The sequence below is a fragment of the Pseudomonas sp. NPDC087814 genome (assembly GCF_044742865.1).
Taxonomy (GTDB): Bacteria; Pseudomonadota; Gammaproteobacteria; order Pseudomonadales; family Pseudomonadaceae; genus Aquipseudomonas.
The window spans coordinates 24738-45888 of record NZ_JBIUVK010000019.1; the positions used below are offsets into that span (position 1 = coordinate 24738).

At 63.3% G+C, this 21151-nt stretch carries 16 protein-coding genes; 15 read left to right on the forward strand and 1 reads right to left on the reverse strand.

Annotated features, from left to right (window positions below):
• Positions 1–17 precede the first annotated feature (17 nt).
• The 5 genes from ACIOMR_RS16445 (at position 18) to ACIOMR_RS16465 (ending at position 6537) form a co-directional block, all read left to right on the forward strand.
• The gene (locus ACIOMR_RS16445; RefSeq protein WP_102368003.1) at positions 18–1400 is read left to right on the forward strand and encodes a PepSY domain-containing protein; all 1383 of its coding nucleotides are present in this window, start codon (positions 18–20) and stop codon (positions 1398–1400) included.
• A 152-nt stretch (positions 1401–1552) separates the two neighbouring features.
• Entirely contained in the window at positions 1553–3658 is a 2106-nt protein-coding gene (locus ACIOMR_RS16450; RefSeq protein WP_102368002.1) for a TonB-dependent siderophore receptor, read from the forward strand.
• Positions 3659–3797: 139 nt separating this feature from the next.
• A complete protein-coding gene (locus ACIOMR_RS16455) occupies positions 3798–4586 on the forward strand; it encodes an ABC transporter ATP-binding protein (protein ID WP_401195239.1) in 789 nt (262 codons plus the stop codon).
• Entirely contained in the window at positions 4583–5530 is a 948-nt protein-coding gene (locus ACIOMR_RS16460) for an ABC transporter substrate-binding protein (protein WP_008439045.1), read from the forward strand. The genes ACIOMR_RS16455 and ACIOMR_RS16460 overlap by 4 nt, the downstream gene beginning before the upstream one ends.
• Positions 5527–6537 (forward strand): FecCD family ABC transporter permease, encoded by a 1011-nt coding sequence (locus ACIOMR_RS16465; RefSeq protein WP_401195243.1) that lies wholly within the window; start codon positions 5527–5529, stop codon positions 6535–6537. The genes ACIOMR_RS16460 and ACIOMR_RS16465 overlap by 4 nt, the downstream gene beginning before the upstream one ends.
• On the opposite strand, the gene ACIOMR_RS16470 is transcribed toward ACIOMR_RS16465, so the two are convergent.
• A complete protein-coding gene (locus ACIOMR_RS16470) occupies positions 6534–12455 on the reverse strand; it encodes a hypothetical protein (RefSeq protein ID WP_401195246.1) in 5922 nt (1973 codons plus the stop codon). The two genes, ACIOMR_RS16465 and ACIOMR_RS16470, sit on opposite strands and share 4 nt — an antisense overlap.
• A 297-nt stretch (positions 12456–12752) precedes the next feature.
• Between ACIOMR_RS16470 and urtA the strand changes: the two genes are divergently transcribed.
• From urtA to ACIOMR_RS16520, 10 genes are all read left to right on the forward strand, one after another.
• Positions 12753–14018: an urea ABC transporter substrate-binding protein gene (gene urtA, locus ACIOMR_RS16475; RefSeq protein ID WP_003217372.1), complete on the forward strand. Its 1266-nt coding sequence runs from the start codon at positions 12753–12755 to the stop codon at positions 14016–14018.
• Between the two features lie 134 nt (positions 14019–14152).
• Positions 14153–15655 carry an urea ABC transporter permease subunit UrtB gene (urtB, locus tag ACIOMR_RS16480; protein WP_003217374.1) on the forward strand — a complete coding sequence of 501 codons (1503 nt, stop codon included), beginning with the start codon at positions 14153–14155 and terminating at the stop codon, positions 15653–15655.
• Positions 15655–16734, forward strand: coding sequence for an urea ABC transporter permease subunit UrtC (gene urtC / locus ACIOMR_RS16485; RefSeq protein ID WP_003217376.1), 1080 nt, complete (start codon positions 15655–15657; stop codon positions 16732–16734). Before urtB ends, urtC begins: the two co-directional genes overlap by 1 nt.
• Positions 16731–17591, forward strand: coding sequence for an urea ABC transporter ATP-binding protein UrtD (gene urtD, locus ACIOMR_RS16490; RefSeq protein WP_003217378.1), 861 nt, complete (start codon positions 16731–16733; stop codon positions 17589–17591). The genes urtC and urtD overlap by 4 nt, the downstream gene beginning before the upstream one ends.
• A gap of 127 nt (positions 17592–17718) precedes the next feature.
• A complete protein-coding gene (urtE, locus tag ACIOMR_RS16495; protein ID WP_003217380.1) occupies positions 17719–18417 on the forward strand; it encodes an urea ABC transporter ATP-binding subunit UrtE in 699 nt (232 codons plus the stop codon).
• A 30-nt stretch (positions 18418–18447) separates the two neighbouring features.
• Positions 18448–19287, forward strand: coding sequence for an urease accessory protein UreD (locus tag ACIOMR_RS16500; protein WP_003217381.1), 840 nt, complete (start codon positions 18448–18450; stop codon positions 19285–19287).
• Positions 19288–19374: 87 nt separating this feature from the next.
• Positions 19375–19677 (forward strand): urease subunit gamma, encoded by a 303-nt coding sequence (gene ureA, locus ACIOMR_RS16505; RefSeq protein ID WP_003217383.1) that lies wholly within the window; start codon positions 19375–19377, stop codon positions 19675–19677.
• Positions 19678–19686: 9 nt separating this feature from the next.
• Positions 19687–20208 carry a GNAT family N-acetyltransferase gene (locus tag ACIOMR_RS16510; RefSeq protein ID WP_003217385.1) on the forward strand — a complete coding sequence of 174 codons (522 nt, stop codon included), beginning with the start codon at positions 19687–19689 and terminating at the stop codon, positions 20206–20208.
• Between the two features lie 5 nt (positions 20209–20213).
• Positions 20214–20744 (forward strand): GNAT family N-acetyltransferase, encoded by a 531-nt coding sequence (locus ACIOMR_RS16515; RefSeq protein WP_401195252.1) that lies wholly within the window; start codon positions 20214–20216, stop codon positions 20742–20744.
• Entirely contained in the window at positions 20741–21049 is a 309-nt protein-coding gene (locus ACIOMR_RS16520; protein WP_003217389.1) for an urease subunit beta, read from the forward strand. Before ACIOMR_RS16515 ends, ACIOMR_RS16520 begins: the two co-directional genes overlap by 4 nt.
• Positions 21050–21151: the final 102 nt, after the last annotated feature.

The following is a 21151-nucleotide window of genomic DNA, read 5'->3' on the forward strand; positions in this document are numbered from 1 at the left end:
CTTTGCGGAGCACCCTGATGAACCCACCGAAGATTTCCTTCTACAACCTGGCCTGGCGCTGGCATTTCTACGCCGGGCTGTTTGTCGCGCCGTTCATGGTGCTGCTGGCCCTGACCGGCATCATCTACCTGTTCAAACCCCAACTCGACCCGCTGATGTACGGCAACCTGCTGACCGTGCAAAGCGCCGAACACGCGCTGAGTGCCGACGAGCAACTGCAACGTGCCCAGGCTGCCTATCCACAAGGCAAGATCAGCAAGTACCTGCCACCTGCCGACGCCACCAGCAGCGCGCAATTCGTGATGCACAACGACGGGCGCGAAGTGACTGTATTCGTCGACCCGTATCGCGGCACCGTGCTCGGCGAACAGGACGCCAAGTACAACCTGCAAGCCATCGCCCGCGCGCTGCATGGCGAGTTGATGATCGGCACCGTCGGTGATCGCCTGGTGGAACTGGCCGCCGGCTGGGGCGTGATGCTGGTGATTTCGGGCGTGTATCTGTGGTGGCCGCGAGGCAAGTCGGCGGCGGGCATTCTGTGGCCGCGGCTGGGCAGTCGCGGCCGCTTGTTCTGGCGCGATTTGCACGCGGTTGCCGGTTTCTGGGGCGCGGCGTTCCTGCTGGTGATGCTGCTCAGCGGCATGACCTGGACCGGCTTCTGGGGCAAGCAATACGCCGAGCTGTGGAATAAATTCCCGGCGGCCATGTGGAACAACGTGCCGCAGTCCGACCAGCAGGCCCGCAGCCTCAACACCGCGAGCCAACAAACCGTGCCGTGGGCCATGGAAAACACGCCGATGCCGATGTCTGGCGAGCATGCCGAGCACATGAAGCTCGCCGGCATGAGCCAGGGCCCGGCAGCCCCGAGTATCCGCCTGCAACAGGTGGTCGACCTCGCCAACTCACGCAAGGTCGAGCCCGGCTACAGCATCACCTTCCCCACCACTGCCGAAGGCGTGTTCACCCTCGCGGTGTTCGCCAACGACCCGCGCAATGACGCCACCCTGCATGTGGACCAATACTCCGGCAAGGTCCTGGCCGATGTGCGCTGGGAGCACTACAACAGCGTGGCGCGGGTTACCGAATCGGGCGTGATGCTGCACGAAGGCAAGATGTTTGGCGTGGTCAATCAGATCATCGTGCTGCTGATTTGCCTGATGATCCTGCTCAGCGCCGTCAGCGGTGTGGTGATCTGGTGGAAGCGTCGGCCACAGGGCAGCCTGGGGGTTCCACCGTTGCGCCATGACCTGCCGAAATGGAAAACCGCGATGGTGATCATGCTCGGGCTGGCGATTGTCTTTCCGCTGGTGGGCGCCTCGCTGATCGTGGTCTGGGCACTGGATCGCCTGGTGCTTTCACGGTGGTTTGGCCAACGTGAATCTGCCTCAGGTTCAGCGTGAAACAGACGAGATGCCCTACCTAGAGGCGTTATGTAGTCTTACGCGGGCTTTCGCCCACGCCGCACAAAGTGTTATGTTGTAACACTTAATGTGTTTTCCCACTCGCCGCGCCCTGCGGCGAGTACCGTCTCGAAGAAGCGATTTATCGTCCGATGAACAAGTACCTTGCGTCCGGCCTGTGCCTGCTCGCCCTGCAAAACACTGCCCAGGCCCTGACGCTTCCCGCCAGTGCCGTCTCAGCCCCCGCCGTCGACGACGAGCGCGTCGACCTGAACACCCCGACCACGGCAGGTTCACGCCTGAACCTCACGGCCCTGCAAACCCCGGGCAGCGTTGAAAGCCAGACCGGCGAGCAGATTCGCGCCCGGGGCGATGCCACGGTGCAGGACGCGATTTCCCGGGCCACCGGCATCAGCCGCACCGGCACGCCGGGCGACGGTGGTACCTCGTTGTCGGCACGCGGGTTCACCGGCCAGAGCTCGGTGCTGCAGTTGTACGACGGCGCGCGCATGTTCGATGGCGCGGGCACTTCCACCTTCCCGGTGGACACCTGGTCCGTTGAGCGGGTGGACGTACTGCGCGGCCCGGCCTCGGTGATGTACGGCCAGGGCGCCACCGGCGCGGTGATCAACACCATCGCGAAGAAACCCTTCGAGGGCGAGATCGAAAACCATATCCGCCTGGGCTACGGTTCTTATGACCGCCAGCAGCAAGCCCTCGACAGCGGCGGCTCGCTGACCGACACCCTGAGCTATCGCCTGAACATCAACCGCCTGCGCAGCAACGGCTTCATCGACCGTGGCGACTCCGGCAGCGACTTCGTCAGCGGTGCCCTGCGCTGGCAGGCGGCGGATAACCTGAGCTTCACCCTGGCCTCCGACTACGGCGACCAGACCCCGCAAAACGACTACGGCACACCGCTGATCAACGGCCAGTTGCACAAGGGCCTGCGGGACAAGAACTACAACGTCAGCAACGATATCCAGCACTACAACGACCAGTGGACGCGCCTGACCAGCGAGTGGCAGATCAACGACAACGTCACCGCCACCAACGAACTGTCCTACCTGAAAAACCAGCGGCGCTGGCAGAACGCCGAGAGCTACAACTACGTCGACGGCGGCCTGGTGCGCCAGAGCTACCTGGGCATCAAGCACAACCAGGAACAGGTGGGCGACCGCCAGACCTTCACTTTCAAGCACACGCTGTTCGGCCTCGACAGCCAGACGGTGACGGGGGTGGAGTACAACCGCATTCGCTTCCGCCTGGCCAGCAACTCGCCGTTCGATGACCTGACGAGCGCCGGCCAACCGGTGGACATCCACCACCCGGTACCGAAGCCGTTTGAAAGCGCCAGCCCCTTCGTCCCGCAGTCCGTCAGCACCACCAAACAGCTGGCCGCGTTCGCCGAAAACCGCCTGCAACTGACCGATAAACTGTCGCTGATCACCGGCGTGCGCCGCGATTACCTGCACATCGACAGTGACTCCCTGGTGGATGGCAGCGACTCCAACAAGACCTTTACCGGCAACAACTGGAAAGCCGGCCTGGTCTACGCGATCACCCCGGACACCTCGGTCTACGGCCAATACGCCACCAGCACTGACGGCGTTGGCAGCCTGATCACCCTGAGCCCGAGCCAGCAGCAGTTCGGCCTGTCCACCGCCAAGCAAACCGAGATCGGCCTCAAGCAGGCGTTCTGGGATTCCCGTGGTGAATGGACCCTGGCGGCCTACCACATCGTCAAAAAGAAACTGTTGGTGAGCGTTCCAGGCACCACCCTCAAGGAACAAGTCGGCCAGCAATCCTCCAACGGCCTGGAAGCCAGCCTCGACCTGCAACTGCCCGATGCCTGGCAACTGCAAGCCAACGCTGCGATCGTGCGGGCGCAGTACGACGACTTCTCCGAAGTGGTCAACGGCCAGTCCGTGTCCCGCGACGGTAACCGCCCCACCGACGTGCCGCGTCGCACCGCCAACCTGTGGCTGAGCAAGGCCATCAATGACGACGTGCGTGCCGGTGCGGGTGTGCGTTATGTAGACTCGCGTTTCGCCAACACCGCCAACACCAGCGAAGTGCCGAGCTACACCGTGGTCGACGCCAGCGTTTCATGGAAAGCCATGCGCAACACGACATTGGGCCTGCAATTGAATAACCTGTTCGACCGCACTTACGCCGTCAGCCAATACAACGACGGCCAGCAATGGATCCTGGGCGAGCCGCGCTCGTTCTTCGTGACGGCGGACTACACCTTCTAACTGAACGCAACACTGTCCAAATGTGGGAGCGGGCTTGCTCGCGAATGCGGTGTGTCAGGCACTGTATCTGTTACTGATCCACCGCTTTCGCGAGCAAGCCCGCTCCCACATTTGTCCTGTGTTGGACCTGAGAGTAAAGATGACCTCACTCAACCTCACCGCCCTCGCCTGGACCCCACCAGGCCACGAGCACTGTCATCACCAGTTCCAACTGCGTGACGCCAGCCTGCACGTGAACGCCGGTGAGTTCGTCGGGCTGATCGGCCCCAACGGCAGCGGCAAGACCAGCCTGCTGCGCTGCGCCTATCGGTTCAGCAAACCGGCTGACGGTGAGGTGCTGCTGGAACACCAGAACGTCTGGAAGCAATCCTCGAAGTGGTGCGCGCAACGCATTGCCGTGGTGCTCCAGGAGTTTCCCGACGCCTTCGGCCTGCGGGTGGATGAAGTGGTCGCCATGGGCCGCACACCGCACAAGGGCCTGTTCGACAGCGATACGCTTGAAGACCAGGACCTGATCCGCCAGGCCCTCGATAACGTCGGCCTGCTGGGCTTTGAAGACCACGCCTTCGCCACCCTCTCGGGCGGAGAAAAACAGCGGGTGATCCTCGCCCGCGCCCTGGCCCAGCAACCGCAACTGCTGATCCTCGACGAACCGACCAACCACCTCGACCCGCGCTACCAGCTGCAATTGCTGCAACTGGTCAAGCGCCTGAACATCGGCACCCTGGCCAGCATTCACGACCTGAACCTGGCCGCCGCGTTCTGCGATCGGCTGTACGTGATCAACCACGGGCGCATCGTCGCCAGCGGCACACCTCACCAAGTGCTGACCGCCGAATTACTGCGCGAAGTGTTCGGCGTTGAAGCATTGATCGACACTCACCCCTTGTCCGGCTACCCCCGAATCACCTGGATAACCCAACCATGATCCTGCGCTCCCTGCTGTCTCTCGCGTTGCTGCTCGGCACTTCCCAAGCGTTCGCCGAAGCGACCCATTACCCGCTGAAAATCCAGAGCTGCAACCGCGAAGTGACCTTCGCCGAGGCACCAAAACACGCGGTCAGCCACGACATCAACATGACCCAGATGATGCTCGCCCTGGGCCTCAAGTCGCACATGGCCGGCTACAGCGGCGTGACCGGCTGGAAGTCGGTCACCCCGGAAATGGCGCAGATTCTCGACGGCCTGCCGGAACTGGCGAGCAAATACCCGTCGGTGGAAACCCTGCTCAACGCCAACGTCGACTTCTTCTTCGCCGGCTGGGACTACGGCATGCGCGTCGGTGGCGACCTCACCCCGCAAACCCTGCAACCGTTGGGCATCAACGTCTACGAGCTGACCGAGTCCTGTGCCTTCGTGATGAAGCGCCCGGCGGCCACCCTGGAAGACACCTATAACGACCTGCGCAACCTGGGCAAGATCTTCGACGTGCAGGACCGCGCCAATGCACTGATCGCGCAGATGCAGGCACAGGTCGCCCAAGTGCAGGAAAACCTGCCGGCCGACAAGCCTCGCGTGTTCCTCTACGACAGCGGCGAAGACCGCGCCATGACCTCCGGCCGCCTGGGCATGCCCCAGGCGCTGATCGACGCCGCCGGTGGGCGCAACATTCTCGATGACGTGGACGCCAGCTGGACCCGGGTCAACTGGGAAACCGTGGTGGAGCGCAACCCGCAGGTCATCGTGATCGTCGACTACAGCGAAATCACCGCCGAGCAAAAAGAGCAGTTCCTGCTGAACAACCCGGCGCTGCAATCGGTGGACGCGATCAAGAACCAGCGCTTTATCGTCATCCCCTACGTGCAAGCCACGCCGGGCATCGACAACGTGCTGGCGGTTGAAACCCTGGCCAAGGGGTTTCACGGCGAATGATTACCCGTCGCTATGCCCTGCTGCTGAGTGCCCTCGGCGCGTTGTTGCTGATCTCGTGCGTGGTCTCGCTGGGGTTCGGCTCGGCGCGGGTACCGGTGGACGTGGTGTGGCGGATCCTGCTGCATAAAGCCTTCGGCGTTGGCGAGATGGACTGGAGCGCGGGGCAGGAACATATCGTGTGGCTGATCCGCGTGCCGCGCATGTTGCTCGGTGCCCTGGTGGGCGCCGGGCTGGCGTTGATCGGTGCGGTGTTGCAGGCGGTAACGCGCAACCCGCTGGCGGATCCGCACCTGCTGGGCGTGACTTCCGGTGCCACCCTCGGCGCGGTGATCGTGGTGCTGCATGTGGGTGAAGTGATCGGCTTGCTGACCCTGCCCATCGCCGCGTTCATCGGTGCGTTGCTGAGCATGATCGTGGTGCTGGCGGTGGCCAGTCGCAACGGTCGGCTGGAGAGTGACCGCCTGCTGCTGTGCGGGGTGGCGGTGTCGTTCGTGATGATGGCGGTGGCGAATTTGCTGCTGTTCATGGGCGACCATCGCGCGGCCTCGGCGGTGATGTTCTGGATGCTCGGCGGCCTCGGGTTGGCGCGCTGGGAACTACTGGCCATTCCCTTCGCCACGGTGTTGCTGGGGCTGGTTTTGCTGCTGGGGATGGCTCGCCCGTTGAATGCGCTGATGGCCGGCGAACAGATCGCCGTGACCCTGGGCCTGAACGCGCGCAATGTGCGGCTCAAGGTGTTCCTGATCGCCTCGCTGATGACCGGCGTGCTGGTGTCCATCAGCGGCTCCATCGGCTTTGTCGGGCTGATGGTGCCGCACATTGCCCGGCGCCTTGTAGGTGCCGAACACCGGCGTTTGCTGCCGGTGTGCGTGCTGTTGGGCAGTGTGTTCCTGGTGTGGGTGGATGTGGCGGCCCGCACAATGATTGCCCCCGAAGACCTGCCCATCGGCGTGGCCACGGCGGCCATTGGCGGGCTGTTTTTTATCGGGCTGATGCGGCGGCGTTAACCCCCCTGGTCGGCCTGCTTGAATGCATGCAACAAGCGCCGCGCCACCTGGCTGCGGGGTTGCCAGAAGCGATCGGTTTCCAGGATGGTCAGCTTGCCCGAGGTCGCCAACCGGCGGATCACCTCGCTGGGCTTGACCTTCACCACACCCGTGTCTTCGTCGATCCAGTCATCGCGCAGCAACTGGCTTTCGTCCGCGTGATAGCTGGGCTCATACACAATCAACGCGCCGTGCACCGGGGTGAAGTAGTACCGCGCCCCCGCGATCTTGTCCTGGCGCAGCATCTCGATGAACCCGCGGATTTCCTTCTGGGCAATGAAGTTGTGGGCCAGGCCTTCTTCGTAGCGATCCGCCAGATGCTGGCGCTCGGTGTCGAGCTTGAACAACTGCTGGACGCCCATCACCTTGTAGCCCGCCGGGTAGCGGGTCGATGTGCCGGGGTAGCCGAGGTTCATGATGCCTTCGAACAATGCCTTGTAGGCCGGTGTGTCCGGCCGCAGTCCCACGGCCACCGAGGGGCCCGGGTCTGCCACCGGTTGCACGGCGATGAAGGTGTCGCTGTCGCCGTTGCCCAGCACCGCTCCCAGCCGCGCCTGGTGCTCCAGCGGCACAACCTGTTGCCATACCTGGCGCGCGGCATCGTCCGGGTGGGCGCACAACGGGCCCAGGGCCATGCGGGTATCGCGCACTGCCAGTGTCGTGGCCAGGCGCTTTATCCGGGGCAACAAGGCATCCCAGAACGGGCTGCTGTCGAGTACCCGCAGCTCGCCGGACTCCACCAGTTTCAACACATGGCTGTCGATGCTGCCACGACTGTTGAGGTGTTTCAGATACGCCGCCTGCCGGCGGCTGGAATCCCAGTCCGGGTCGATCCTCACCGCCTGATACCGAAACAGTGAGCCGTCGGCACATGACACATGCAACGCCAGGAACCGCTCACTCTGTGCCACCCGCAAAAAGCTCAGCGCCGCCAGCACCACAGCCGGAGCCATCAGTTGCGCGTAGCCTTCGGCCTGGGGCAACTCGGGCGCAGCACGCTGCGGCAGCCTCAGATACAGGCCTTGCAGGCTGTACCCGCTCGGCAACTGCCCGCGCAGGAACGCCCGGTCGAGGGCAAAGCCCAGGTCGTCGCCCTTGACCGGCGCACAGGCGACAAAATGCCCATTGTCGGAGGACTTGAGAATCACGCCAAAGCTCAAATCGGCGCGCCCCTGGGCGTATTGATGACCATAGCGTGCCGCGTCGTCAGCATGCTTGAACACCGGGCCCAGCTGCCGATCCGCCACGGCATGGACCGCCGCCTGCGGCGCAACGTAGGCCAGGCCGGGCATCCAGCCCGGCAGCACACGCTGGGCAGAGCCCCACAACGGGCCGCCCTCCAGTACCTGCAAAGTCCCCACCCGCGCCAGCTGATTGACCAGCTCGGTGGGGCTCTTGCGGCCACTGCGCATCTGCTGCTCGACGGCATTGCTGTAAGGGTCGTGCAACGCCAGGCTGTTGGGGGCCAGGGAGGTTTCCAGGTGGCTGAGCAACTGCGTCGCTTCGTTGCGCCGGGCCGAATCCAGCAAGCTGCGCTCGGCGTCCTGGGTACTGAAACCGATGAGTGAGCCGTCGGGCGTCAGCAGGTATTCGTGGGTCCACAGGTGACCCGACTTCAGGGCGGTCTCCAGTACTTTGGTCGAGAACAGGTTTTGATACACCGCGTTTTCTTCAGAGGGTAACCAGAACTCCAGCACCCGGGCGACACGTGACCGGTAGCGCGCGACCATTTTCCAACCAGGGGCCAGCAGCGCCTGGCTGACGTCCAGGCCCGGCAGGATGACGTTCGGGTCGAAGTCTTCACTCAACACCGGCACCGCCAGGGTCACGACAAACTTGCCGTTGCGCTGCAACACCAGCCCGCCTTGCAGCGTGTCGCGCTGTGTGCCCAGCTGTTGGTGGACGTAACGCACCGCATCGGCCTGGTTGCTGAACAGCGGGCTCAATGGGCGACGCATAAAGTTGGCGAAGGCGGTCCATGGGGCCTGGCTGACATCCAGTTTACCCGCCAACGCCCAGCATTCGCTCGGCACCAAAACGCTCAACCAGCTCAACTTCGCCACTTCGTTGACAAACCCGACCGCCGAGAGCTGCCCGCTGGCCATCAAGGTCTGCACGTCTTCATAGACCCCCGACGGCTGGCGGACCGGGTTGAACAGCGTCGATGCCACCGGCGTTTGTACCTGCAGCAGCGCCTGGTCCAGTGTCGAGATAAACACCGGCAAGCCCGTCAGTGCGCCTGTCTCCCGTTGGCGCTTGGCCTCGACGGTGGCACTGGCCAGATCCCCGGCCGAAATAAAATGCTGCGCCAGCCAGTGTACGGCGGTGGTCAGCCCCTGTGGCATCCAGTTGCGCCGGTAAACCAAGGCGTGCAGTTGATAACCCGCGGGGTAAATGAACTCGCCTTCGTCATCCACGGCAAACACGGCGCTCAAGGCGAACAGCCCGGCCCTATCCCAGGCGGGTACAAGCTCGGAGCAGACAAAGGCGTCCTGATCGCGATGCTTGAGCATGAAACCGAAACCGGTTTGCGTCGGTGCTTCATGGTCCAGGCGCGTGTGCAGTGCCCGAGCCGCGTCAGCGGCACTGGCGCAGACCGGGCCATAGGCAATCTGCTCCGGACGTTCGCGCCGGGGTATCGGCAGGCGTGGCCGCCAGTGTTCGGCGATCAGCCCCGGCGCGCCCCACAACGGGTTGGCCTGCACCACCCGCACGCTGCCGGCCGCCGCCACCTGGCTGATCCACTCCCGCGCCGTCAGCGTGCCGCTGGCCAGGTTGAGGGCCGTTGGGCTGCGATGGGGCAAGGGGTCGAGCGCCTTGAACAGGTTCGCCTGGGCGGCAGAGTCGATCAGGTCATACGCCAGCAAACAATCTTCGGCGCCCGACAGGTAGGCCACGGACACCTGTTGGCGATTGCGGATCAGCGTGTGCACGTCCAGGGCGCTGAACATCTGCGCCTCCAGGCAGGCATCGTCCCGCGACCAGCCCGGGCGCTGCAGGCGCTCGGGTTCCAGCAACGAAACCCCGCGGCTGGAACCGTACACGGCCTTGAGCATGTGACCGGGCGGGAGCAGTGAGCGGCCCTTGACGTCCTGAGGGTAGACAACGCCCAGGGCAAAGCGCCCGGCGTCGCTGGCCGGCAATGGCTCAGTGGCCACGTAGAGACCGTCCGGGCGCTGCAGGATATAGCCGCAGTATTCGCCCTCACGCCAGCTGCCGATTTGCCCGTGGGCATAGCGTGCCGCGTCTTCTACCTGGAGAAACCCGCGGCTCAGTTGCGGGCGGGGTGCCAGTGCGTAAGGTCGCCAGGTGTCGGCGACCAGCCCCGCCACATCCCACAACGTGCCCGGTTGCAACACCGACAGCGCCCCGGCGGCGGCGACCTTTTGGATCATCTCGTGGGGCGTCACGGTGGCGGCCCGCAGTTCATCCCCCAGCCCGTTGTCCGTCACCCGGCCATCGGGCAGCACCTGGTAGAGCTGGCTTTCCTCGGCCGAGCCGGATGCGTCATAGGCCAACTGAGCGCCGTCCGCCGTGCTGAGGTAGAAGGCCAGATTGCTCTCGGGGTGGATGCGCATCGCGGCAATCCCCTGGGCAAAATCCGTGGTGTCGATAAAGCCCTCGTACAACCAGGGTTCGGCGCCGATGCCGGTGGCGTCCGGTGCGCTGCGGCAGTACCAGCCACGCAGGGCGAAGCCTGGCGGCAGGCTGGCATTGCCAAAAACATTCGCCAACACGAAAAGGGTTTCGCCGGCGGGTATCGGTGCGCAAGGCTCGCTGACCACATACTGCTCTGCACTCGAGTGCTTGAGGATGCAACCGACTCGCCGGCCATCCGCCGTTGCCTGCATACGGTCATGGGCATAACGGGCGGCGGTTGCCAGGTCAGTGAAAACCCAGCTCAGCGGCGTATCAATGGGGGCTGCGGCGGCGAAAGGCGTTTCGGGTTCCCAGGTGGCCGGGACCCGGCCCTGGACGTTGTACCAGGTCTCATCCGCCAGCAGCACCGTCAACTCACCGAGTTTTACCAGCTCTTTGATCAGCCCTTCACGCGTGCCGTCAAACCCTTGTACGCGGGCCACACCCTGGCCATCGCGTTCAACTTGTGCCAGGTACTCGCCGAATTCACGCTCGGCCCGAGAGCCGCTGACAGCGTATTTGATCAACGTACCGTTCGTTCCGCTGGTGTAAAGCACCTTGATCTGATCGGAAAAAACCAGCGTCATGTCGATCGCTTGAGTCGACGGTGTACTGATCAGGAACGCCAGCTGTCGCGAGGTTTTTTGAGGATAGTTGGCACGCACCTCGGCCAGGTCGTAGACAGGTCGATTGAACTCGCCAACCATTTGGTGCCCTTCAAGCTCGACCCGCGTCAGAGCGTTGTCGGTGGGCAATGCCCCGCCCCACAACGACAGCCACCTGTCAGGGTCTGACAGCCTGGAGGCCACAAACAGCCCATCGCTGCGCTTGAAGATGTAAGCCTGGAGAAAAGAGCCGTGGGGTGAACCCACCTTGTAATGCAGGTAGCGTGCGACATCATCGGCAGTGACGAAGGCAGGGCTCAGCGACGCATGGACTTTCGCGAAGGCCCTCCATTGCGCTCCTACCACCCCGGCCTTGTCCCATACCCGTCCGGGCTCAACCACCGTCAGCGTGCCCACGGCAGCCACTTGCCGGACAAACTCGGAAGGGCTCAAGGTAGCGTCCTTCAAGCGTCCGTCGAGATCCGCGCCGCGATTGGCGAACAGCTGGGACTGCGCCTGCGAGCCGGTGCAGTGGTACATCAGCAGCGCGCCGTCGTTGGCGCGCAAGTAAAAGTGCAATCCCAGGTCGTCGGTCCCCGCCATCATCACCACGGCAGCCAACGCAGAAGCCGTGAAGAAGTTTTCCGCCAGCCACGACTCTTTCGCCACGGTCGGTTTCGCTTGCGGTGATAGGGAGCAGTAAATACCGAAGGTCAAAAACTCACTGTCCGCCTTGTGCACTTTTGGCAGTGACAACTTGCCACTGGTCAGCGCAAACGCTGCCTTGAGTTCATCCGACGGAAATTCGGCCACGTACTGGTTCGACGCGCTTTTGTACAGGTAGCCAAAGAGACTCTCCTGCCGTGCAAACCCCAGCGGCGGCAAGACTGATCGCACCGCGTCCTGCCACCGGCGGCTGACTTGGCTGGCGAGAGGCGCCAGTGCGTCCTGCCCGATTTGCGACAGGGTTTGATTGAGGGTCCACGGCGCCAGCAGTTGGCCAGGCTTTCCACCCAGCTCGGCGTTGGCAACGATGACCCGCAGGTAGCCGGCCCTGGCCGTCTCATTGATAAAGGCGATGTAGTCGTCGAAATCGGCCGCAGGCTTGGCCGCCATCAACTGGTTCAAGAAGCTGGCCTCAGTCGCAGAGCCGCTGCTTTCATACTGGATGAGCGAGCCATAGAACCCGGACAGGTAGTAACGGGTGCACAGCATGCGCACCTGGATGATGATGCGCAGGATATTGATGGGGAAAAAGCTGCGATCCAGGCGGCGCTGCGCGCCTGTCCAGTGCTGTATCTGCGCGGAGCGTCGGGTGCCATCCTCGCCGCGCGAACTGTACAGGGCGTGAACGCTGTGGCCCTCGTACGCCAGGAAATTCCTGTTGGCATCGACCTTGAGCAGGTCGCTCTGGAAGTCGAATGCAGTGGCGGTGCCGGCCACCGGCACGCTTGGCAGGTACATCCCGTCATCACGCTTGAAAACCAGCCCGCCAAATACCGTCTCGCGCCGGTTGCCGATCTGTTGATGCGCCCAATGGGCGGCATCATGGTCGGTGACGAATGCCGGCCCCAGATGGGGAACCGGCCTGCGCGTGCTCGCCGCTTGATCGTCTTGAATGTGAGTACTGTCCATGTTCATCGTCACTTGAGTGAAGTTAAGAAAACTGGCGCTGCCCCTGGGTTGCCGGGGGCACCAGGCAGGCTTCACTTTCAAGGGTTTGGCTGGACGCAGGCATTAGATAGTTAAGGCTCGGGGCGCCAGGCACCATCAGGGTGCGCCTGCACGCACAGCCCGCGTTGATTGGCGCCGCATTGGTGCATCGCCCACCCCCACAGCCCGGTCACAGCTCGCGCGCACCACGATTGCGCGCCCCGGCACAGCCTTTGCAATCACTCCCTCATCACATCATTGAGTCATGGAGATTGCACAATGAAGCGTCGCAGCTTGATCAAGGCTTTCACACTGTCGGCATCCATCGCCGCGATGGGCATGACCTGGACGGTACAGGCCGCCGAGACCATCAAGGTCGGCATCCTGCACTCGCTGTCCGGGACCATGGCGATCTCCGAGACCTCGCTCAAAGACATGGCGCTGATGACCATCGACGAGATCAACGCCAAGGGCGGCGTGAACGGCAAGATGCTTGAACCGGTAGTGGTGGACCCGGCTTCCAACTGGCCGCTGTTCGCTGAAAAGGGCCGCCAGTTGCTGACCCAGGACAAGGTCGCCGTGGTGTTCGGTTGCTGGACCTCGGTGTCGCGCAAATCGGTATTGCCGGTGTTCGAAGAACTCAACGGCCTGCTGTTCTACCCGGTGCAATACGAAGGCGAAGAGATGTCGCCGAACGTGTTCTATACCGGTGCGGCGCCGAACCAGCAGGCGATCCCGGCGGTGGAATACCTGATGAGCGAAGAGGGCGGCGGCGCCAAGCGCTTCTTCCTGCTGGGCACCGACTACGTGTACCCGCGCACCACCAACAAGATTCTGCGTTCGTTCCTGCACTCCAAAGGCGTAGCGGATAAAGACATCGAAGAGGTCTACACCCCGTTCGGCCACAGCGATTACCAGACCATCGTGGCCAACATCAAAAAATTCTCCGCCGGTGGCAAGACCGCAGTGATCTCCACCGTGAACGGCGACTCCAACGTGCCGTTCTACAAAGAGCTGGCCAACCAGGGCCTGAAGGCTACCGACGTACCGGTCGTCGCCTTCTCCGTGGGTGAAGAAGAACTGCGCGGCATCGACACCAAGCCGCTGGTGGGCAACCTCGCCGCCTGGAACTACTTCCAGTCGGTGGAGAACCCGGTGAACAAGAAATTCGTCGCCGACTGGAAAGCCTACGCCAAGGCCCACAACCTGCCGGGCGCGGATAAAGCCGTGACCAACGACCCGATGGAAGCCACCTACGTGGGCATCCACATGTGGGCGCAGGCGGTGGAGAAAGCCAAGTCCACCGACGTCGACAAAGTGCGTGAAGCCATGGCCGGGCAGACCTTTGCCGCGCCGTCCGGTTTCACCCTGACCATGGACAAGACCAACCACCACCTGCACAAGCCGGTGATGATCGGTGAGATCCAGTCTGACGGGCAGTTCTCGGTGGTGTGGCAGACCCAGGAGCCGATTCGTGCCCAGCCGTGGAGCCCGTATATCCCTGGCAACGACAAGAAGCCGGATTACGCCGTCAAGAGCAACTAAGACCGACTCGGTCTAAATGTGGGAGCGGGCTTGCTCGCGAAAGCGGTGTGTCAGTCGACGCATCCGAAACTGAGCCAGCGCTTTCGCGAGCAAGCCCGCTCCCACATTGTCCGTGCATGATCAGGACATTTTGTATGCCCACTGCCCTATACCGCTTCATCCTCGCCGCCCTGCTGTTGCTGCCCCTCGCCGCACACGCCAGCGACGCCGAAGACTTCATCAACGCCAACCCGATGCAACAAGCCAAGCTGCTCCAGGACTGGGCCGCCCAGCCCGACCCGGCGCGCATCGAGCTGGTGGACGCCCTGCAACAAGGCCAGATCAGCGTCAACGGCGAAACCAAGACCGTACGCCTGAACAACCGCCTGCGCGGCCTGATCGACAACGTGCAAGCCAGCCAGGAATTGCTCGCTGCCGACCCCAAGGTGCGCCTTGCCGCCGCCCAGACTCTGCAAAAAAGTGCACAACCTGCGCAGCTGAAATTCCTCGACCAGCAACTCGCCGGCGAAACCAATGATGACGTACACACAGCCCTCAGTCTCGCCCTGGCCAACCTGCAACTGGTAGACCCCGACCCGGCCGTGCGCCTGGCCGCCGTGCGCTTGCTCGGCGGCACCGGCGACCCGCTGGCCCGCACTCGCCTGGAAGCCTTGCTCGCTCCCGGCGTCGAAGCCGACGCCACGGTGCACACCGCCGCCGAGACCAGCCTGGCCCAGGTCAAACGCAAACTGATGGTGGGCGAGATTCTCGGCCAGGCCTTCAGCGGCATGTCCCTGGGCTCGATCCTGCTGCTGGCGGCGCTCGGCCTGGCGATCACCTTCGGCCTGCTCGGGGTGATCAACATGGCCCACGGCGAGATGCTGATGCTCGGCGCCTACTCCACCTATGTGGTGCAGTTGCTGATGCAGCGCTACGTGCCCCAGGCCATCGAGTTCTACCCGCTGATCGCGCTGCCGGTGGCGTTTTTTGTCACCGCCGCCATCGGCATGGCCCTGGAGCGCACGGTGATTCGTCACCTCTACGGCCGCCCGCTGGAAACCCTGCTCGCCACCTGGGGCATCAGCCTGATGCTGATCCAGCTGGTGCGCCTGGTGTTCGGCGCGCAGAACGTAGAAGTGGCCAACCCCGAGTGGCTGTCCGGCGGGATCCAGGTGCTGCCCAACCTCGTGCTGCCGTACAACCGCATCGTGATCATCGCTTTCGCGCTGTTCGTGGTGGTGCTGACCTGGCTGCTGCTGAACAAGACGCGCCTGGGCCTCAACGTGCGGGCCGTGACCCAGAACCGCAACATGGCCGCCTGCTGCGGCGTGCCCACCGGACGCGTGGACATGCTCGCCTTTGGCCTCGGCTCCGGCATAGCGGGCCTCGGTGGCGTGGCCCTGAGCCAGATCGGCAACGTCGGCCCGGACCTCGGCCAGAGCTACATCATCGACTCGTTCCTGGTGGTGGTACTCGGCGGTGTCGGCCAGTTGGCCGGTAGCGTCATGGCCGCCTTCGGCCTGGGGATAGCCAACAAGATTCTTGAACCGCAGATCGGTGCCGTGCTCGGCAAGATCCTGATCCTCGCGCTGATCATTCTGTTCATCCAGAAACGCCCGCAAGGACTCTTCGCACTGAAAGGACGGGTGATCGACTGATGAACCAGCCATTGATGCTTACGGCCGCGCAAAAGGCCGGCCCCAAGGTGACCGTCGCGGTCGGTGCAGTGGTGCTGATCCTGCTGCTGGCGCTGCCGTTGTTCTCGCTGTTGTCACCGGAAAATCCGCTGCACGTTTCCGCCTATACCCTGACGTTGGTGGGCAAGATTCTGTGCTACGCCATCGTCGCCCTGGCGCTGGACCTGGTGTGGGGTTATGCCGGGATGTTGTCCCTCGGGCACGGCCTGTTCTTTGCGCTGGGCGGTTATGCCATGGGCATGTACCTGATGCGCCAGGCGTCCGGCGATGAGCTGCCGGCGTTCATGACCTTTTTGTCGTGGACCGAGTTGCCGTGGTACTGGACCGGCACCAGCCACTTCCTCTGGGCGATGTGCCTGGTGGTGTTGGCACCGGGCTTGCTCGCGCTGGTGTTCGGGTTCTTCGCCTTCCGCTCGCGGATCAAGGGCGTGTACTTCTCGATCATGACCCAGGCCCTGACGTTCGCCGGGATGCTGTTGTTCTTCCGCAACGAGACCGGGTTCGGCGGCAATAACGGCTTTACCAATTTCCGCAGCATCCTCGGGTTTGGCATCACCGAGCCGGGCACGCGAGCGGCGCTGTTTGTGGCCACCGTGGTGTTGTTGGTGGCGAGCCTGTACATCGGCTGGCGCCTGGCCCAGAGCAAGTTCGGCCGGGTGCTGACGGCACTTCGGGATGCGGAAAATCGCCTGATGTTCTGCGGCTACGACCCGCGTGGCTTCAAGCTGTTCGTGTGGGTGTTGAGCGCGGTGCTGTGTGGTTTGGCGGGCGCGTTGTATGTGCCGCAAGTGGGCATCATCAACCCCAGCGAAATGTCGCCGACCAACTCCATCGAGGCCGCTGTGTGGGTGGCCCTCGGCGGGCGTGGAACCTTGATCGGCCCGCTGCTGGGCGCCGGTGTGGTCAACGGCATGAAGAGCTGGTTCACCGTGGCGTTTCCTGAGTATTGGCTGTTCTTCCTCGGTGCGCTGTTCATCATCGTCACCCTGTATTTGCCCAAGGGTGTGATTGGCCTGCTGAAGAAGAGGGGCGACCAATGAGAATTACAGCGACGGCGGAATTCATGCTCGAGCCCATTCTTGAACCGAACAAAGACCAAGGCAGCGCCCGCGATGCCATCGGCCTCGGTCAGGCCGCCGGCAAAGGCCTGAACACCCGCCACGGCACGATCCTGACCCTGGAAGACATCAGCGTCAGCTTCGACGGTTTCAAGGCATTGAACGACTTGAACCTGTACATCGGCGTCGGCGAATTGCGCTGCATCATCGGCCCCAACGGCGCGGGCAAGACCACGCTGATGGACGTGATCACCGGCAAGACCCGGCCCAGCCACGGCAAGGCCTGGTTCGGCGAAACCCTCGACCTGACGAGCATGAGCGAAGTGCAGATCGCCCAGGCCGGCATCGGTCGCAAGTTCCAGAAGCCCACGGTATTCGAAGCCCTCAGCGTGTTCGAAAACCTCGAGCTGGCGCAGAAGACCGACAAGTCGGTGTGGGCCAGCCTGCGGGCGCGCTTGAGTGGCGAGCAGAAAGACCGCATCAGCGAAGTGCTCGACACCATCCGCCTCACCGCTTCAGTCAATCGCCCGGCCGGCTTGCTGTCCCACGGCCAGAAACAGTTCCTGGAAATCGGCATGCTGCTGATGCAAGACCCGCAACTGTTGCTGCTGGATGAACCGGTGGCGGGCATGACCGATGCCGAAACCGAGTTCACCGCCGAGCTGTTCAAGCGCCTGGCGGGCAAGCATTCGCTGATGGTGGTGGAACACGACATGGGCTTTGTCGGCTCGATTGCCGACCACGTGACGGTGTTGCACCAGGGCAGCGTGCTGGCCGAAGGGTCGCTGGAACAGGTGCAGGAAAATGAGCGGGTGATCGAGGTTTACCTCGGCCGCTGAACCTGATCGTTCCCACGCTCCGCGTGGGAACGCATCCGGTGACGCTCTGCGTCACACGGCGGACGCGGAGCGTCCATTGCGGCATTCCCACGCAGAGCGTGGGAACGATCATTAAGGGGAACTGAACATGCTGCAAGTCGACAAGCTGCACCAGTACTACGGCGGTAGCCACATCCTGCGCGGGCTTTCCTTTGAGGTAAAAGTCGGCGAAGTCACCTGCCTGCTGGGCCGCAACGGCGTGGGCAAGACTACCCTGCTCAAGTGCCTGATGGGTTTGCTGCCGGCCAAGGAAGGTGCGGTGAACTGGGAAGGCCGCGCCATTACCGGCTTCAAACCGCACCAGCGGGTGCACGCCGGCATCGCTTACGTGCCCCAGGGCCGGGAGATTTTTGGCCGCCTGACAGTGGAAGAAAACCTGCTGATGGGCCTGTCACGCTTCCCCGGCTCCGAAGCCAAGGAAGTGCCCGCCTTCATCTACGAGCTGTTCCCGGTGCTGCTGCAAATGAAGCAACGCCGGGGTGGTGACTTGTCCGGCGGCCAGCAACAGCAGCTGGCTATCGGCCGGGCCCTGGCCAGCCGCCCGCGCCTGTTGATCCTCGATGAACCCACCGAAGGCATCCAGCCGTCGGTGATCAAGGAGATCGGCGCGGTGATCAAAAAGCTCGCGGCACGCGGCGACATGGCGATTCTGCTGGTGGAGCAGTTCTATGATTTTGCCGCGGAACTGGCCGACCAGTACCTGGTGATGTCCCGGGGCGAAATCGTCCAGCAGGGGCGTGGAGAAAATATGGAAAGCGAGGGTGTGCGCGGGCTCGTTACGATCTAATCTGTAGCGTCCTAACGATAAGCACTGACCATGACCCTACCTGCCCCCACCGCGCTGTTCACCCCCAGCTGGCACGCCGAGCTGGAACTCGGCTACGCGCGTTTCGGCGACACCACGCGCCCGGTGATGCGCCGCCACCTCGGCCCGCTGCGGGTGCAAAAGCATCTGTACGCCGAAGGCCCCGAGGTGTGCCAGCACATCATCGTGCACCCGCCGGGCGGGATTGCCGGCGGTGATCGTCTCGATATCAGCGCCCATGTCGCCGAAGGTGCGTGGGCGCAACTGACCAGCCCCGGCGCGGCCAAGTGGTACCGCGCCGGCGGGCCGGCGTATCAGAAACTGGAGCTGACGGTTGAGGCGGGCGCGACGCTGGAATGGCTGCCGCAGGAAACCATCGTGTTCAGCGCCGCCCAGGCCGAACTCACCACCCGCATCGACCTGCAAGGCGATGCCCGGCTGTTTTACTGGGACGTGGTCGCCCTCGGGCGCCCCGCCAGCGGCGAGCGTTTCGACCTCGGGCACTTCCAGTCGCACCTGGATATCCGCCGCGACGGCCAGTTGATTTGGCATGAGCGCCAGCGCATTGTGGGCGCCGACGGTTTGCTCGACTCACCCATCGGGCTGGACGGGCAACCGGTGTTTGCGACCTTGCTGGTGACCGGCGAAATCGACCCTGAACTGCTCGAGCAATGTCGCTCCCTGCCCCACCCGGTACGCGGCGACCTGACCCAATTGCCCGGCCTGCTGGTGGCCCGCTGCCTGGCCAGTGAAGCGCTGCTGGCGCGAGCCTGGCTGATCGCACTGTGGCGCCTGCTGCGCCCGGCCGTGCTGGGCCGCGAGGCTGTATCACCGAGAATCTGGAGCACATGAAGATTAAAAATGTGGGAGCGGGCTTGCTCGCTCCCACATTGGATCTCCGGTGTTTTTACGAATGTATTTCATAGTGGACCTTGAACGATGGACCTGACCCCACGGGAAAAAGACAAACTGCTGATCTTCACCGCCGGCCTGGTAGCCGAGCGACGGTTGGCGCGCGGTGTGAAGCTCAACTACCCGGAAACCATCGCCTACATCTCCGCCGCGTTAATGGAAGGCGCCCGCGATGGCCGCACCGTGGCCGAGCTGATGCACTTCGGCACCACCCTGCTCACCCGCGAACAGGTGATGGAAGGCATCCCGGAAATGATCCCGGACATCCAGGTGGAAGCCACCTTCCCCGACGGCACCAAGCTGGTCACCGTCCACCAACCCATCGCCTGAGGCCCGACCATGTCCTTTTTGATTCGTGATGCGGTGCACGCCGATTTGCCAGGGATTCGCGATATCTACAACGACGCGGTGCTCAACACCACGGCGATCTGGAACGAACAACCGGTAGACCTGGGCAACCGCCAGGCCTGGTTCAGCGCTCGTCAGTCGCAGTTTTATCCGGTCCTGGTGGCCGTCGAAGACGAGCAGGTCATCGGCTATGCCTCGTTCGGTGACTGGCGGCCCTTCGAAGGCTTTCGCCACACCGTCGAACACTCGGTGTACGTGCGCAACGACCAGCGCGGCAAAGGCCTCGGCCCACAGTTGATGCAGGTGCTGATCGAGCGGGCGAAAACCTGCGACAAACACGTGATGGTCGCCGCCATCGAAAGCGGCAACCAGGCCTCGATCCGCCTGCATGAGCGCCTGGGTTTCATCACCACCGGGCAGATGCCCCAGGTCGGCACCAAGTTCGGACGCTGGCTGGACCTGACCTTCATGCAACTGACGCTCAACCCAGGCGCTGTGCCGCCCAAGGAGTGACACCGATGAACGCCCAACTGCGTCGAGTCAATGCCGAAAGTTTTGCCCATTACCGCCCGGGTTTGATTGAGCTGTTGCTGGACGCCGTGAAGCACGGCGCATCGGTGGGCTTCATGGCCGACTTCGATGAAGGCCAGGCCGGCACTTATCTCAACGGCGTGCAGGCCAGCCTCACCGATGGCAGCCTGCTGCTGTGGGTGGTGGTGCGTGATGAACACGTCATCGCCAGCGTGCAATTGGCGCTGTGCATGAAAGCCAACGGCCTGAACCGCGCCGAAGTGCAGAAGCTGCTGGTGCACAGCGAGGCCCGGCGCCGTGGCCTTGGCCAGCAACTGATGAACGCCCTGGAACTGAGCGCCCGCCAGTACAAACGCGGGCTGCTGTACCTGGACACCGAAGCCGGCTCCGGCGCCGAAGCCTTCTACCAGTCGCTGCGTTATACCAAGATCGGTGAATTGCCCAACTACTGCCAAAGCCCGGACGGGCGCTACACCCCGACCGCCATCTACTTCAAGACCCTGGGGCAACCTGCATGATTCCTGGCGAATTTCAGATCCAGCCTGGCGACATCGAACTCAACGTGGGCCGGCGCACCGCCACCCTGAGCGTAGCCAACAGCGGCGACCGGCCGATCCAGGTTGGCTCCCACTATCACTTTTTCGAGACCAACGACGCACTGACGTTCGACCGTGCCGCCAGCCGTGGCATGCGCCTGAACATCCCGGCCGGCACCGCCGTGCGCTTTGAGCCGGGGCAGAGTCGTGAAGTGGAACTGGTTGAGCTGAGTGGCAAACGCCGGGTGTTCGGGTTTGCCGGGCGCATCATGGGCGACCTGGATTAATGATCGTTCCCACGCTCTGCGTGGGCATGCATCCTGTGACGCTCCGCGTCACGACCTTCAAGAGCGGACGCAGAGCGTCCAGGGCGACATTCCCACGCAGAG